Source organism: Mycolicibacterium grossiae (assembly GCF_008329645.1).
In the GTDB taxonomy this organism is placed as follows: Bacteria; Actinomycetota; Actinomycetes; order Mycobacteriales; family Mycobacteriaceae; genus Mycobacterium; species Mycobacterium grossiae.
Window position 1 is genome coordinate 1,849,325 of record NZ_CP043474.1, and the last position, 15,348, is coordinate 1,864,672.

12 protein-coding genes are annotated in these 15,348 nt (G+C 70.5%); 7 read left to right on the forward strand and 5 right to left on the reverse strand.

All coding sequences use genetic code 11. From position 1 onward, the window contains the following. Positions 1–281: 281 nt before the first annotated feature. From dnaK to FZ046_RS08850, 4 genes are read left to right on the forward strand one after another with little or no spacing between them, the layout of a single operon-like run. Positions 282–2,135, forward strand: coding sequence for a molecular chaperone DnaK (gene dnaK / locus FZ046_RS08835; RefSeq protein WP_070354516.1), 1,854 nt, complete (start codon positions 282–284; stop codon positions 2,133–2,135). Positions 2,136–2,179: 44 nt separating this feature from the next. Further along, positions 2,180–2,767, forward strand: coding sequence for a nucleotide exchange factor GrpE (gene grpE, locus FZ046_RS08840; protein ID WP_246182945.1), 588 nt, complete (start codon positions 2,180–2,182; stop codon positions 2,765–2,767). A gap of 39 nt (positions 2,768–2,806) precedes the next feature. Further along, positions 2,807–3,991, forward strand: coding sequence for a molecular chaperone DnaJ (dnaJ, locus tag FZ046_RS08845; RefSeq protein WP_070354518.1), 1,185 nt, complete (start codon positions 2,807–2,809; stop codon positions 3,989–3,991). Beyond that, a complete protein-coding gene (locus tag FZ046_RS08850; RefSeq protein WP_070354519.1) occupies positions 3,991–4,368 on the forward strand; it encodes a heat shock protein transcriptional repressor HspR in 378 nt (125 codons plus the stop codon). The genes dnaJ and FZ046_RS08850 overlap by 1 nt, the downstream gene beginning before the upstream one ends. A gap of 59 nt (positions 4,369–4,427) precedes the next feature. Here FZ046_RS08850 and FZ046_RS08855 read toward each other — a convergent pair whose 3' ends face one another. The 4 genes from FZ046_RS08855 to FZ046_RS08870 all read right to left on the reverse strand — a co-directional run bounded on the left by FZ046_RS08855 (position 4,428) and on the right by FZ046_RS08870 (position 9,380). Next, positions 4,428–6,488, reverse strand: a complete 2,061-nt coding sequence (locus tag FZ046_RS08855) for an acyltransferase family protein (RefSeq protein WP_170292414.1) — start codon at positions 6,486–6,488, stop codon at positions 4,428–4,430. 122 nt (positions 6,489–6,610) lie between these two features. Further along, on the reverse strand, positions 6,611–7,510 hold the full coding sequence (locus tag FZ046_RS08860; protein ID WP_070354521.1) for an aldose 1-epimerase: 900 nt from the start codon (positions 7,508–7,510) through the stop codon (positions 6,611–6,613). 19 nt (positions 7,511–7,529) lie between these two features. Further along, positions 7,530–8,696 carry an FAD-binding oxidoreductase gene (locus tag FZ046_RS08865; RefSeq protein ID WP_070354522.1) on the reverse strand — a complete coding sequence of 389 codons (1,167 nt, stop codon included), beginning with the start codon at positions 8,694–8,696 and terminating at the stop codon, positions 7,530–7,532. Between the two features lie 36 nt (positions 8,697–8,732). Beyond that, a complete protein-coding gene (locus FZ046_RS08870; protein WP_070354523.1) occupies positions 8,733–9,380 on the reverse strand; it encodes a GAP family protein in 648 nt (215 codons plus the stop codon). 129 nt (positions 9,381–9,509) lie between these two features. On the opposite strand from FZ046_RS08870, the gene FZ046_RS08875 reads away from it, so the two are divergent. From FZ046_RS08875 to clpB, 3 genes are all read left to right on the forward strand, one after another. After that, positions 9,510–10,490, forward strand: coding sequence for an antibiotic biosynthesis monooxygenase (locus FZ046_RS08875; protein WP_070354524.1), 981 nt, complete (start codon positions 9,510–9,512; stop codon positions 10,488–10,490). Positions 10,491–10,513: 23 nt separating this feature from the next. Next, positions 10,514–11,911, forward strand: a complete 1,398-nt coding sequence (locus FZ046_RS08880; RefSeq protein WP_070354525.1) for an amidohydrolase family protein — start codon at positions 10,514–10,516, stop codon at positions 11,909–11,911. A 139-nt stretch (positions 11,912–12,050) separates the two neighbouring features. Beyond that, positions 12,051–14,597, forward strand: a complete 2,547-nt coding sequence (gene clpB / locus FZ046_RS08885; RefSeq protein WP_070354526.1) for an ATP-dependent chaperone ClpB — start codon at positions 12,051–12,053, stop codon at positions 14,595–14,597. A gap of 3 nt (positions 14,598–14,600) precedes the next feature. Here the strand turns inward: clpB and FZ046_RS08890 are convergent, their stop codons facing one another. After that, positions 14,601–15,269, reverse strand: a complete 669-nt coding sequence (locus FZ046_RS08890; RefSeq protein ID WP_070354527.1) for an SDR family NAD(P)-dependent oxidoreductase — start codon at positions 15,267–15,269, stop codon at positions 14,601–14,603. Positions 15,270–15,348 lie beyond the last annotated feature (79 nt).

The following is a 15,348-nucleotide window of genomic DNA, read 5'->3' on the forward strand; positions in this document are numbered from 1 at the left end:
CGGAAGGTGTTCCGGCGATGGACCAACTATGTCGCGCAGCCGCCGCCGAGTCTGTCGGGCGACCGGAGGACGAGACGGGGGAATCCGAAGGTCCCCCGATCGGAGGATGGGGCCCGTGACGGGAATGAATTCGAGGGACCGCTCGTTGAGCCGAACGACAACTTGAGCGAGACGGGCTCAACTCTCGGTTGACAAGGCGGCTGCCGGACGACCAGGATTGAGCGTGGTCCACTCAGACTCACAGACTGACAGCGTCAGCAGACAACCAGGAGGCACCCACTATGGCTCGTGCGGTCGGAATCGACCTCGGGACCACCAACTCCGTCGTCGCGGTACTCGAAGGTGGCGACCCCGTCGTCGTCGCCAACTCGGAGGGCTCCCGCACCACCCCGTCGATCGTGGCGTTCGCGCGCAACGGCGAGGTGCTGGTCGGGCAGCCCGCGAAGAACCAGGCGGTGACCAACGTCGACCGGACCATCCGTTCGGTAAAGCGCGAGATCGGCACCGACTGGTCCGTGGAGATCGACGGCAAGAAGTACACGCCGCAGGAGATCAGTGCGCGCGTGCTCATGAAGCTGAAGCGCGACGCGGAGGCCTACCTCGGTGAGGACATCACCGACGCGGTCATCACCGTGCCCGCGTACTTCAACGACGCCCAGCGCCAGGCCACCAAGGAGGCCGGCCAGATCGCGGGCCTCGAGGTTCAGCGCATCGTCAACGAGCCGACGGCCGCCGCACTGGCCTACGGTCTCGACAAGGGCGACAAGGACCAGACCATCCTGGTGTTCGACCTCGGTGGCGGCACCTTCGACGTCTCGCTGCTCGACATCGGCGGCGGCGTCGTGGAGGTCCGCGCGACCTCCGGTGACAACCACCTCGGTGGCGACGACTGGGACCAGCGCATCGTGGACTGGCTGGTCGAGAAGTTCAAGGGCACCAGCGGCATCGACCTGACCAAGGACAAGATGGCCATGCAGCGGCTTCGTGAGGCCGCCGAGAAGGCCAAGATCGAACTCAGCTCGGGTCAGAGCACCTCGATCAACCTGCCCTACATCACCGTCGACGCGGACAAGAACCCGCTGTTCCTCGACGAGCAGCTGACGCGTGCGGAGTTCCAGCGCATCACGCAGGACCTGCTGGACCGCACCCGCAAGCCGTTCCAGTCGGTCATCGCCGACGCCGGCATCTCCGTCAGCCAGATCGACCACGTCGTGCTGGTGGGTGGTTCCACCCGCATGCCTGCGGTCACCGATCTGGTCAAGGAGCTGACCGGTGGCAAGGAGCCCAACAAGGGCGTCAACCCCGACGAGGTCGTCGCCGTCGGCGCCGCGCTGCAGGCGGGCGTGCTGGCCGGTGAGGTCAAGGACGTCCTGCTGCTCGACGTGACTCCGCTGAGCCTCGGCATCGAGACCAAGGGCGGCGTCATGACCAAGCTGATCGAGCGCAACACCACCATTCCGACCAAGCGGTCGGAGACCTTCACCACGGCCGACGACAACCAGCCGTCGGTGCAGATCCAGGTCTTCCAGGGTGAGCGCGAGATCGCGTCGGCCAACAAGCTGCTCGGCAGCTTCGAGCTGACCGGCATCCCGCCGGCTCCGCGCGGCGTCCCGCAGATCGAGGTCACCTTCGACATCGACGTCAACGGCATCGTGCACGTCACGGCCAAGGACAAGGGCACCGGCAAGGAGAACACGATCAAGATCCAGGAGGGCTCCGGCCTCTCCCAGGAGGACATCGATCGGATGATCAAGGACGCCGAGGCGCATGCCGAGGAGGACCGCAAGCGGCGCGAGGAGGCCGACGTCCGCAACCAGGCGGAGTCGCTGGTCTACCAGACGGAGAAGTTCGTCTCCGAGCAGCGCGGTGCCGAGGGTGGTTCCAAGGTGCCCGAGGAGACGCTCGCCAAGGTCGACACGGCCGTCGCCGATGCCAAGTCCGCACTCGCCGGCTCCGACATCGGGGCGATCAAGTCCGCGATGGAGCGCCTCGGCGTCGAGAGCCAGGCCCTCGGCCAGGCGATCTACGAGGCCACGCAGGCCGAGCAGGGCGGCGCCCCGGGTGCTGCCGGACAGGCCGACGACAACGTCGTCGACGCGGAGGTCGTCGACGAGGATGACCAGGAGAAGAAGTGAGCTCCAGCTCTTCCGGGAACGTAGGAGAGTCGCACGACGAGCCGGTGACCATCACCGACAAGCGGCGCATCGACCCGAACACCGGTGAGGTCCGCGACCCCGCCGAGGCGCCGGCCCCCAGTGGGTCGGCGCCCGCCGGGGCGGCCGAGACCGACGAGGCCGCGGAACTTCGGGCGACGCTGCAGCGGGTGAAGGCGGAGTACGACAACTACCGCAAGCGCTCCGACCGCGAGAAGCAGTCGGCCGCCGACCGGGGCAAGGCCGCGGCGGTCATGCAGCTGCTGCCGGTGCTCGACGACCTCGAGCGGGCGCGCAGCCACGGCGATCTCGACTCCGGACCGCTGAAGTCGGTGGCCGACAAGCTCGTCGGTGCGCTGGAGAACATGGGACTCGTCGCGTTCGGCGCCGAGGGCGATCCGTTCGACCCGTCGCTGCACGAAGCCGTGCAGCACGAGGGAGACGGCTCGAATCCGGTGCTCGGCACGGTCATGCGGCAGGGCTACAAGCTCGGCGATCTGGTGCTGCGCAACGCCATGGTGGGCGTCGTGGACGCCGTCGGCGAGACGGGCGCCGGCGACACGGCCGATAACGGCGACGCGCCGCGCGCCAACGACTCAGAATCAAGCGAATAGAGCACGACGACATGGAGAAAGGTGAGGAGGTGACCCGGCATGGCCCAACGCGAGTGGGTGGAGAAGGACTTCTACAAGGTGCTCGGCGTCTCCTCTGACGCCACCACCGACGAGATCAAGCGGGTGGCCAAGAAACTCCTCGCGGAGAACCACCCCGACCGCAACCCCGGCAACACCGCGGCCGACGAGCGCTACAAGGAGGTCGGCGAGGCGCGCGACGTGCTGGTCGACCCGGCGAAGCGCAAGGAGTACGACGAGACCCGGCGGCTGTTCGCCGGCGGCGGCTTCGGTCGCCGATTCAACGGTGGCGACGGCGGTTTCGGCGGGTTCAGCGGCTACGGGGCCGACGGCGAGGTGAATCTCGGCGACCTGTTCGGGGCGGCCGGTCAGACCGGCGGCGCCAACATCGGCGACCTGTTCGGCGGCCTGTTCGGTCGCGGCGCACAGCAGCCGCGGCCGAGCAGGCCCCGACGGGGCAACGACCTGGAGACCGAGACGGAACTGTCGTTCCTCGAGGCCACCCGGGGCGTCGCGATGCCGCTACGGCTGACCAGTCCGGCGCCGTGCACCAACTGCCACGGCAGCGGTGCCCGACCGGGCACCAGCCCGCGGGTGTGCCCGACGTGCAACGGGGCCGGCGTCATCAGCCGCAACCAGGGCGCGTTCGGCTTCTCCGAGCCGTGCACCGAGTGCCGCGGCACGGGGTCGATCATCGACGACCCGTGCGACGAATGCCACGGCGAGGGCAAGATCACCCGCACCCGCACCATCAACGTCCGGATCCCACCGGGCGTCGAGGACGGCCAACGCATCCGGCTGGCCGGGCAGGGCGAGGCGGGCCTGCGCGGCGCGCCGTCGGGCGATCTCTACGTCACGGTGCACGTCCGGCCCGACAAGGTCTTCGGCCGCGACGGCGACGACCTGACCGTCAGCGTCCCGGTCAGCTTCCACGAGCTGGCGCTGGGCACCACGCTGTCGGTGCCGACGCTGGAGGGCAAGGTGGGCGTCCGGGTGCCGAAGGGCACCTCCGACGGCCGCATCCTGCGGGTCCGGGGCCGCGGTGTGCCGAAGCGCGCCGGTGGCAACGGCGATCTGCTGGTGACGGTGAAGGTGGCCGTCCCGCCGAATCTCGAGGGCGAGGCGCTCGAGGCGCTCGAGGCGTACGCCGCCGCCGAGCGCGCCAGTGGCTTCGACCCGAGGGCAACCTGGTCGGGGAACTCGTGATGAGCAGCAAGAAGGACGACGCCCGCACGTTCCTCATCTCGGTCGCCGCCGAGCTGGCCGGGATGCACGCGCAGACCCTGCGCACCTACGACCGGTTGGGACTCGTTCGCCCGCAACGGAGTTCGGGCGGCGGCCGGCGATACTCGCAACACGACGTCGATCTGCTCCGCGAGGTGCAGCGGCTGTCGCAGGACGAGGGCGTCAACCTGGCCGGGATCAAGCGCATCATCGAGCTGACCAATCAGGTCGAGGCGCTGCAGAACCGGCTGTCGGAGATGGCCGATGAGCTGGACCGGCTGCGCGCCAACCAGCGCCGCGACGCGGCGAAGAGCACCGCCCTGGTGCTCTGGCAGCCGCGGACGGGCCCGCGGCGCTAGCTGCGGCGATTCACCCGACCGACGCGCGGTCCCTGGGTTCCGGGGGCCGCGCGTCGTCGTCATGGGCGGGACGCCGGCTCGGCGTCGTCGAGGACCGCGTCGACCGTCGGCGCGATCTGGTCCGAGAGCCGTTCGGTCGCAGCAGCACTCAGGTGGTCGGTGTCGAGGAAGTTGATCACGCCGCCGCCGTGGGCCGCACAGACCTCGGCGGTGCAGATGTCGTCGATCGGATCGATGAACCGCGAGCCGTGACCGAGCGTGCCGTGCAGTCGCCGCAGCCACCCGTCGACGCCACCCCAGAACCGCGCCTCGGCAGTGCGGTCGAGGTCGCAGTCGAAGGTCCGCCATCGCCGTGTCACGCATTCCGGGCCCGGCCGGTCCAGTTCCGGTGAGACGCCGAAGACGTCGACGCCGACACCCGTGGCGTCGAGGTCTGTCAGCAGCGCCGGCGTGCCCGCCGCCAGCAGCGGTCCGTTGGCGGCGACCAACTCGAGGGATTCGCGCGCCAGGCTCGGGTACGGCTCGGGATGGCCGTGATAGACCGGCCACCTCGCGGCAACGAGGACGCGCACCGGTGCCGCCTGCTGGGCAGTCTCGATCCACGCGCGTGCCGCCGCATTGTGGCTGCGGCACGACTCCACCCGCTGGCGCACCATGCCGATCGGCAGGTCCGGCGCCGGCGCGGCGTCGGGCAGGTACGGCGGGCAGGCGCCGCGCGTCGCGGCGAGGACGTTGACCGGCCGGCCCCGGGCGGCCCGCACGACGCCGGGCAGCAGGGACTGGGCGAACGAATCGCCCCACACCAGGATCGACGGTCGCGTCGGATCGACGTTGGTGACCGCGCAGATCGCGTCTGCCGGATGGGCGGCGACGTCGGTCTCGTGGGGGCAGGTGGCGGGAAAGGCGGTGTCGTACTTGGCGTGCCAGGCCGCACTCCAGCCGTCCTCGCGCGCCACCTGATCGGCGTACCAGAGACAGCCAAGGGCCAGCGCGCACGTCGCCGCGATGGCAGTCAGCCCGGTGAGCACCGTCCGGCGGCCGCCGGCCGCGTGTGGTCCCGTGGCGCGGAAGCGCGGTTCCCAGTAGCGGTAACTCAGCACGGCGAAGCCCAGGGCGATCATGACGCCGACGAGCCGCACCCACACCGGCGGCTCGCGCAGGTACCACGTCGCGGCGAGCGCGAGCAGCGGCCAGTGCCACAGGTACCAGCCGTAGGACACCTTGCCGATGCCGAGGATCGGTGGCGACAGCAGCCACCGGGCGCCCGGATCGTCACGGGTCACGTGTGCCCAGATCATCGTCGCCGTCGCCAGCGTCGGCAGCAGGGCCCAGGCGCCCGGAAACCCGAAGGCGGGCAGACCCACCACCGTCGCGCCGACCAGGACGGCGGCTCCGCTGAGCCACGCGAGGCGCCGGACCGCCGTCCGCGCGACCGGCGGGTGCACCACGGCGAGCAGCGCACCGATGCCGAGTTCGTAGACGCGCCCGAACGGCAGGTAGAACGCCTGGGTCGGGGCAAAGCGTCCGAGCAGCACCGCCGACACCAGCGAGGCCGCGCATGCCGCGATGATGAGCGCGATCATCACGCGCCGTCGGTCGCGGCGCGTCCAGTGCGCCACGGCGGCGGCGAGGACGAACAGCAGCGGTACGCCGAGGTAGAACTGTTCCTCGACCGACAGCGACCAGGTGTGCAGGAAGACGTTGGGCTCGTAGGTCGGGACGAAGTAGTCGCCGAGTTGCAGGCTGAAGTAGACGTTCGACGTCGAGGTGGCCGCGGCGATCGCGCTTCTCGCAATGGCCTGCTGCTCGCCGGTCGGGTTGAGCAGCACCATGCCTGCGAGCAGCGTCACGACGATCATCAGCAGTGCCGCGGGCGCGAGCCGGCGGAAGCGCCGACCGTAGAACGCCCACCAACTGACGCGGCCGGTCCGGTCCCCCTCGTCGAGGAGGCTGCGGAGGATTACGAAACCGGAGATGACGAAGAAGACGTCGACGCCGATGAAGCCGCCGCGAAAGCCGGGGACGCCGGCGTGGAAGGCGATCACCAGCAGGATCGCGACGGCCCGTAGCGCGTCGACGTCCGGTCGGTAGCCGGCGCGGACCGCCGGTGGCGACGACACGCGCGTCGACGTCGGTGCGGAGTCGACCACTCGACAGCCCCCCTCGTGGCCGGCAACCAGAATCGAGCGTTGAACTTACCTCAACGTCAATAATGATGCGCCGGATACGAGCGAGCCCGAGGTCAGTCGATCCTGATCGAGAACCGCGTCACCGCAGGGGCATCGACGTCTGCGACGCGGTAATCGCCGCGGCGCAGCGCGTCGGTCGGGGCGGTCATCGGTTCGATGGCGACGACGTCGTCACTGGCCGGGGCGAACACCTGCGTCGCGGGGTAGCCCTCCTCGAAGCGCACCTCGACCCGACGGTCGCCGCCCTCGAGGGCGAACGTCGCACCCGCGGGCAGACCGTCGAAGCCGTCGTCGTACACCGTGTCGCCCAGCGCGGCCGATCGCCCGTCGAACGGTGCGTGGGCGCCCGTCGGCAGGCCGCGATCGTCGACGGGGAGGTGGCGCATGGCCGGCAGCGTCAGCCGCCACTCGGCGCGCGGCACACCGGGGATCACGAAGTAGGGGTGGTAGCCGAAGCACAACGGCACCGCCGCGGCCGCCGTCGCCGTCACCGTGGTCTCGACGGTGAGGGTGCGCTCGGCGAGTGTGACGCGTTGGGTCAGCCGGTGCGGGAACGGGAAGGACGCCAGCAGGCCGGGCCGCGCGGCGTAGTCGAGCACCGCGGTGAGCGCATCGTCGGTGCGCTCGATCACCTCCCAGCCGGGGTAGGCCGCCAGCACCCCGTGGATGGGGACGCGGGGGCTGTCGAAGCGGACGCCGCCCGCGCCGTCGGTCAGCGTCACCCGCCCGCCGTCGACGTCGTAGTGGTCGTCGCTCAACCGGTTGGCCCACGGGTAGAGCAGCGGGATGCCCATCGTCTTGCCGTGACTGACGTAGGCCTCGAGTCCCCGGCGCTGGCCCAGGAATTCGGCGTCACCGTCGGCGAGCGACGTCCCGATCATGCCCGCGGAGGGGACGAACGTGGCGGTCAGCGCCGAGGCGGCATCGCGCAGGACGACGGTGGTGTCGGGCACGCGGGCGATTCTGTCACGCTCACGCCGCGGGCGGATCGTGCTGGATGCGCGCGGGGTCGGCGCCCTTGGCGACCAGTGCGGCCCGGGTCGCCTCGACCATGCGCGGCCCGCCGCTGACGAGGATCTGCCGGTCGCTCCAACTGCCATAGCGGGTGACCACATCGGCCAGCACGCCGGTCTGCCGCACGTGCAGCCCCCGCGGCGGCTCCTCGACCGGGAAGTCGGCGGCCCACGGCGGGTTGGTCGCGAACTCCGACACCGGCGTCACCGACAGCCAGGGGTTGAACGACGCGATCTGCCACAGCGTGTGCAGGTCGTAGAGGTCGCACGGGTAGCGGCCCCCGAAGAAGAGGTGCACGCGCGGGTTCTCCGCGAAGCGCGACAGGTCCATGATGAGCGCCCGCAGCGGGGCCAGGCCGCTGCTGCCCGCCACCATGAGGACGTCGCCGCCGTCACGGTCCACGTGCAGGGCGCCATGCGGGTTGGACAGCCGCCAGCGGTCCCCGACCGCGGTCTCGCCCACGATCGCGGTGCTCACCATGCCGCCCGCCACCGACCGCACGTGGAACTCGATGTCGCCGGATCCGTCGGCGGGGATCGACGGCGACAGGAACCGCCAGCGGCGCGGCCACTGCGGCACCTCGACGGTGACGTACTGACCCGGGTGGTAGGACAGCGGGTCGTCGAGCCGGAGCCGGACGATCGACACGTCGCGCGTCGCGCGGATGTGCTCCACCACGGTGCCGTCGCGGTACGGCGGCCCCTGCTCGGCGTCGGCGGCGCCGCGCATGACGCCGGCCGCGAGCCCGACCACGTCACCGGCGGTATCCGCGATCGCACCGTCCCACCGCCCGCCGAAGTGGGCGCGCAGCGCACCGAGCAACGCGGGCGCCATCGTGTCGTAGTGCCGCGCGGCGACGCCGTACTTGCGGTGGTCACGGCCCAGCTGCGCGAGGAAGGCCACGGGCTCCTCCGCGCGCTGGGCGATGATCTCGCCGAGCAGCCAGGTCAGCACCGTCGCGAAGGCCGTCCGCTGGTGGGCCAGATCCGGCGGGAACAGGTCGCGCGCCGAGACGTCGGTGGCAAACCAGCGGGTGTAGAAGTCGAACATCAGGGGGTCGGAGCCGTGCGCCGGATCGACCGCGGCACGCAGCGCCGACAGCGCCTCGCGATCATCGAACCCCACGTCCGTCGAGTGTAGGTGAGCGGGCGGGCGGACCCGTTACAGGCCGTGAATCCCCTTGTACAGCAACAGGACACCGAGGACGACGAGGATCGCGGCGACCAGGGCCGCGTGCTGACGTTCCATCCAGTCGCGCAGCCGGGTCAGCGGTTCGCGCAGGCGGTCCCCGGATGCGGCGTAGGCGAGGATGGGCAGCGCCACGGTGGACCCGGCGAACAGCACGAAGTACAGCGCCCCGAGGTACACGCCGGGTCGGCCGAGCCCCTCGGTGGCGATCGCGACGCCCGCCGCCGCGCAGATGAGCAGCACCTTCGGATTCACGACCGTCAGCACCACGGCGGTGACGAGCGCCCGCGGCGGCGTCAGCGTCGTCAGACGGCCCATCCACCCCGGCGCATGGGCGGAGCGGTGCCGGGTGAACCACCGGTAGCCGCCGAACACGACGAGCGCCGCGCCGACCGCGACACGCACCCAGGACGCCCAGCTCGGCGGGCGGTCGAGCCCGCCGAGCAGCCCGGATGCCTCGATGAACAGGACGGTGAGGACCGCCAGGCCGACGAGCCACCCCGCGAGGAAGGCCAGCCCGGTCGGTCGCGGGCGCGGGGTCTGCAGGACCAGCACCGCCGGGATCACCGACAGCGGTGACAGCGCGATCACCAGCGCCAGGGGGACCAGCTCGGTCAGCACGGGACGAAGTTAGCAAGATCGTGCCCGGTGCGCGGGCCGCGACGCAGACCGTGCGACGGGCTACGGTGACCGCGTCCGCGTGTCGTCCATCCACCGAACGCACCATCGGGCGCCAGGGGGCGCCGTCGCATGACCGACGAGACCGCCACCGCCGCGCCGCCGGCCCGCAGCGACGGTGCCGCGACGCTGCTCATCGGGCAGCGGGTGCGCCCCGGGCGCGAGGAGGCCTACCTCGCGTGGCAGAAGAAGCTGGTCGCCGCGGCCGCCCGCTATCCCGGTTTCCGCGGATCGGAACTGCGCCGGCCGACCGCGACGCAGCCCGACTGGGTGGTGGTCTACCAGTTCGACTCGGTGGCGACCATGCAGAACTGGATGAACAGCGCCACCCGCCAGGACTTCCTGGACCGCGGCGCCGACCTGTTCGACGGGCCCGGCACGCAGCAGGTGATCGCTCGGGACAGCAGGGTCGACGACGCCCTGGTGACCGTGGTCGTCAGCCACCGGGTGGCGCCGGACCAGGTCGAGGACTTCCTGGCCTGGCAGGCCGACGTCGCACGCGCGGAGAGCGGGTTCGCCGGCTTCCGCGGCTCGGAGATCTATCGGCCGGTCGAGGGCGTGCAGGACGAGTGGACCATCACCTACAAGTTCGACACCGCCGAGCACCTCGACGCGTGGCTCACCTCCGGCGAGCGGCAGCGACTGCTGGCCGATCAGCGGTTCGCCGACTTCACCATGCGGCGCATCGACCACTCGTTCGGCAACTGGTTCGACTTCGGCGACGGCACGCCGCCGCCGTCGACGTTCAAGACCTCCATCGCGGTGTGGCTGGGTCTCTACCCGACCGTGGTGCTCCTGACGCTGCTCACCGCGCCGCTCGGCATGCCGCTGTGGCTCGGCATGCTCGTCGGCAACCTGCTCTCGAGCTTCGTCATGAGCTACGTGACCATGCCGCTCTACGGCAATCGCCTGTTGCGCTTCTGGCTGGCGCCGTCGGCCACCGCACGACAACCGGCCACCAATGTCGCGGGCCTCGCGCTCGTCCTGGCCGTCAACGCGGTCTGGGCGGTGATCTTCTACCTCGTCACGGTGAAGTTCTGGACGCTGCCGTGACGCGAACGAACGAAGGAGCAGTCATGACGCAGGTCCACTTTGGTCACGTGTTTCACGTCGCGGGTGCGGCGCGGGTGACCGACGCCGCCGAGGCGCTGGTCTCGATTCCCGATGGTGCGTTGGTCGTCGGTGACGACGGCAGGATCGTGTTCTGCGGTGAGCGGGACTCTCTGCCCGACGAGTACGCCTCGGCGACCGTGCACGATCACCGCGGCGGGTATCTGGTGCCGGGATTCGTGGACACCCACGTTCACTTCCCGCAGACCTACGCCGGTGACTCCTACGGCGGCGGTCAGCTGCTGGAGTGGCTCAACCTGTGCATCTTCCCGTCGGAGAGCGCCTTCGCCGACCCGGAGTTCGCGGCACGGGCGGCCGTCGAGTTCTGCAACCGGCGCGTCGCCGCGGGGACCACGGCGGCGATGGTGTTCGGGTCGGCGTTCCCGCACGCCCAGGACGCCTTGTTCGAACGGACCCGCGAGGCGGGTCTGCGCATCGTCAGTGGCCGCGGCATCCAGACCCGTGGCGGCGAGACCGCCCAGCCGTTGCTCACCTCCGAGGAGGACGCGATCCGCCTGACCCGCGAGGAGATCGAGAAGTGGCACGCCGCGGACACCGGCGACGTGTCCACGGCGCTGCTGCACGTGGCGATCGTCCCGCGGTTCTCGCTGTCGGTGACGCGCGAGACGCTGCGCAACCTGGGCGAGCTGTATGACGAGGTGCGCGAGCGCGGGGTGTACGTGCACAGCCACCTCAACGAGAACAACCGCCCCGGCACGGGCGAGGTCGACACCACCAAGGAGGACTACGGCGTCGACTCCTACCTGGACACCTATGACGGCAAGTTCCTGCCCGGCTCGAAGGTCGGCGGCAAGAGCCTGCTGGGCAGGCGGACCATCCTCGCGCACTGCGTGCACTGCCAGGACGTCGAACTCGCGCGGATGGCCGAGACCGGCACGTCCATCTCGCACTGCCCGGTGTCGCAGCTGTTCCTGGGTTCGGGGACGATGCCGTGGCTGCGGACCGTGGCCTCGGGGGTGAACGTCGCGGCGGGCACCGACTTCGGCGGCGGCGACGAGTGGCTGATCGCGCGGGTGCTCGGCGACGCGTTCAAGCAGCACATCACCGAGCCCGGCGAAGCGGGGGTGTCGATGCACCCGGCGGAGATGCTGTTCCTCGGCACGTTGGCCGGCGCCCGGGCGTTGGACATGGAGGACCGGTTCGGCAACTTCGACCTCGGCAAGGAAGCCGACTTCGTCGTCGTCTCGCCGGTCGATGCGCTCAAGGCGCAGCTGGACAACGCCTACCGCTCCGACGATCCGGTCCTGGCCCGGGACCAGACGCTGTTCGCGCTGCTCATGGGCCTGCGGGAGCGTTCGATCGCCGAGGTGTACGTCCACGGCCGCCGCCTGACCCCGCTCTGACCCACCCCGGGCGAGGAGCCGCTGGACGAAACTGGCGCACATTTCCTAGACTTGAGCGGAACAGACTCAACCTTGACGACGTTGTTCGAGGCGACAAGCATTTTCTCGAGCTCTCCTCGACGAAGGAAAGGGAGGTGTCGTGGACTCGTTCAACCCGACCACGAAGACCCAGGCGGCACTGACCGCGGCGTTGCAGGCGGCCACGGCCGCAGGCAATCCGCAGATCACTCCCGCGCATCTACTGATGGCGATGTTGACCCAGAACGACGGCATCGCCGCGCCGCTGCTGGAGGCGGTGGGCGTCGAGCCCGCGTCCATCCGCGCGGAGGCCGAGCGCCTCATCGCCCGGCTGCCCAGCGCGTCCGGCTCGAACTCGCAGCCGCAGCTGTCGGCCGAGTCGCTGACGGCCATCACCACGGCGCAGCACCTGGCCACCGAGATGGACGACGAGTACGTCTCCACCGAGCACCTGTTGGTGGGTCTCGCGTCGGGTCAGTCCGAGGTCGCGAAGCTGCTGACCAACCACGGCGCGTCGCCGCAGGCGCTGCGCGAGGCGTTCGTCAAGGTGCGCGGCAGCGCTCGGGTCACGAGCCCGGACCCGGAGGGCAGCTACCAGGCGCTGGAGAAGTACTCCACCGACCTCACCGCGCGCGCCCGGGAGGGCAAGCTCGACCCGGTCATCGGTCGCGACAACGAGATTCGTCGCGTCGTGCAGGTGCTGAGCCGGCGCACCAAGAACAACCCGGTGCTCATCGGCGAGCCCGGCGTCGGCAAGACGGCGATCGTCGAGGGCCTCGCCCAGCGCATCGTCGCCGGCGACGTGCCGGAGAGCCTGCGCGACAAGACCGTCATCTCCCTCGACCTCGGGTCGATGGTGGCGGGCGCCAAGTACCGCGGTGAATTCGAGGAGCGCCTCAAGGCCGTCCTCGACGACATCAAGAACTCGGCCGGCCAGGTCATCACCTTCATCGACGAGCTGCACACCATCGTCGGCGCCGGCGCGACCGGCGAATCGGCCATGGACGCCGGCAACATGATCAAGCCGATGCTGGCCCGTGGCGAGCTGCGACTGGTCGGCGCCACCACGCTCGACGAGTACCGCAAGTACATCGAGAAGGACGCGGCGCTGGAGCGCCGCTTCCAGCAGGTGTTGGTCGGCGAACCGTCGGTGGAGGACACCGTCGGCATCCTGCGGGGCCTCAAGGACCGCTACGAGGTGCACCACGGCGTGCGGATCACCGACTCGGCACTGGTCGCCGCGGCGGACCTGTCCGACCGCTACATCACCAGCCGGTTCCTGCCGGACAAGGCGATCGACCTCGTCGACGAGGCGGCGTCGCGGCTGCGCATGGAGATCGACTCGCGCCCCGTCGAGATCGACGAGGTGGAGCGGCTGGTCCGTCGCCTCGAGATCGAGGAGATGGCGCTGGCCAAGGAGTCCGACGACGCGTCGAAGGACCGCCTGGAGAAGCTGCGCGCCGAACTGGCCGACAAGAAGGAGCAGCTCTCCGAGCTGACCACGCGCTGGCAGAACGAGAAGAGTGCCATCGACGTCGTCCGCGAGCTGAAGGAGCAGCTGGACACGCTGCGCAACGAGGCCGACCGCGCCGAGCGCGACGCCGACCTCGCCAAGGCCGCCGAGCTGCGCTACGGGCGCATCCCCGAGGTCGAGAAGAAGCTCGACGCCGCGCTCCCGGTCGCCGAGGCCCGCGAGAACGTCATGCTCAAGGAGGAGGTCGGCCCCGACGACATCGCCGACGTGGTCGAGGCGTGGACCGGGATCCCCGCCGGGCGGATGCTCGAGGGCGAGACCACCAAGCTGCTCCGCATGGAGGAGGAGCTGGGTCGCCGGGTCATCGGCCAGCGCAAGGCCGTCCGGGCGGTGTCCGACGCGGTGCGCCGCGCGCGGGCCGGGGTCGCCGACCCCAACCGGCCGACGGGCTCGTTCATGTTCCTCGGACCCACCGGCGTCGGCAAGACCGAGCTGGCGAAGGCGCTCGCGGAATTCCTGTTCGACGACGAGCGCGCCATGGTCCGCATCGACATGAGCGAGTACGGCGAGAAGCACTCCGTCGCACGGCTCGTCGGTGCCCCTCCGGGCTACATCGGGTACGACCAGGGCGGCCAGCTCACCGAGGCGGTGCGTCGGCGGCCGTACACCGTGGTCCTGTTCGACGAGATCGAGAAGGCCCACCCGGACGTGTTCGACGTGCTGCTGCAGGTGCTCGACGAGGGCCGGTTGACCGACGGTCAGGGCCGCACGGTCGACTTCCGCAACACCATCCTCATCCTGACGTCCAACCTGGGCGCCGGGGGTTCCGAGGAGATGGTGATGGCGGCGGTGCGCTCGGCGTTCAAGCCGGAGTTCATCAACCGGCTCGACGACGTGCTGATCTTCGACGGGCTCAACCCCGAGGAGCTGGTGTCGATCGTCGACATCCAGCTGCAGCAGCTGGCCAAGCGCCTGGCGCAGCGCCGGCTCACCCTCGAGGTGTCGCTGCCGGCCAAGAAGTGGCTCGGCGAGCGGGGATTCGACCCGCTCTACGGCGCCCGTCCGCTGCGCCGCCTGGTGCAGCAGGCCATCGGCGACCAGCTCGCCAGGATGCTGCTGGCCGGCGACGTGCACGACGGTGACGTCGTGCCGGTCAACGTCAGCGCCGACGGCGACTCCCTCGTCCTCGGCTGATCGCTAGAAGGCGCTGCTCGGGACGTCGGTCTCGTCGCTGAGCAGCGCCTCGACGATCCGGTCGGCCACGGCGTCCGGGTCCAAGCCGGTCGGCAGCTTCGGCGGGTCGCCGGCGATCGCGCGGTGCGCCAGCCCGGTCTCGGTGTGCGGCGGCCGGACGTCGACGACGCGGATCTTGCGCCGCCGGGCCTCGGTGCGCACCGCGGTGAAGAGCGCCGCGGTAGCCGCCTTGGTGGCCGAGTACACGGCCATGTTCGGCAGCGGCTTCTCCGCGACGACGGCGCTGATCCCCAGGATCACCCCGCCGGGCTCAACGACCGGCAGCGCCGCCCGGACGATCCGCAGCGGCGCGAGGAAGTCCACCAGCACCAGGTCGTCGACGGTGTCGTCGTCGATGTCGGTCACCGGACCGAACGCCACGACCCCGGCGGCGATCACCACGCCGTCGAGCCGGCCGTGCTGCTCGACGGCGGCCGTCACCACGCGGATCCCTGCGTCGGGCGCGCGCAGATCGGCGGTGACGACGTGCGCGCGATCGATCTCGAGCGCCTCGGGGGAGCGACCGGTGACGGTCAGGTCCGCGCCGCGATCGGCGAGCCGCCGTGCGATGCGCGATCCGAGCGCTCCACTGGCGCCGACGACGAGATAGGCCTGACCCGAGAGTTCACCCACGTGAGGTCGTATAACCACCCGCCGCGGCCGGTGCACCGCGGCGCCCGTGACGGGGTTGTGACCACTTCGAGTTCTGGCA

Coding starts and splice junctions, on each gene's coding strand:
- dnaJ (WP_070354518.1), top strand. CDS start 2,807: ATGGCCCAACGCGAGTGGGTGGAGAAGGACTTCTACAAGGTGCTCGGC.
- FZ046_RS08880 (WP_070354525.1), top strand. CDS start 10,514: ATGACGCAGGTCCACTTTGGTCACGTGTTTCACGTCGCGGGTGCGGCG.
- FZ046_RS08850 (WP_070354519.1), top strand. CDS start 3,991: ATGAGCAGCAAGAAGGACGACGCCCGCACGTTCCTCATCTCGGTCGCC.
- FZ046_RS08875 (WP_070354524.1), top strand. CDS start 9,510: ATGACCGACGAGACCGCCACCGCCGCGCCGCCGGCCCGCAGCGACGGT.
- dnaK (WP_070354516.1), top strand. CDS start 282: ATGGCTCGTGCGGTCGGAATCGACCTCGGGACCACCAACTCCGTCGTC.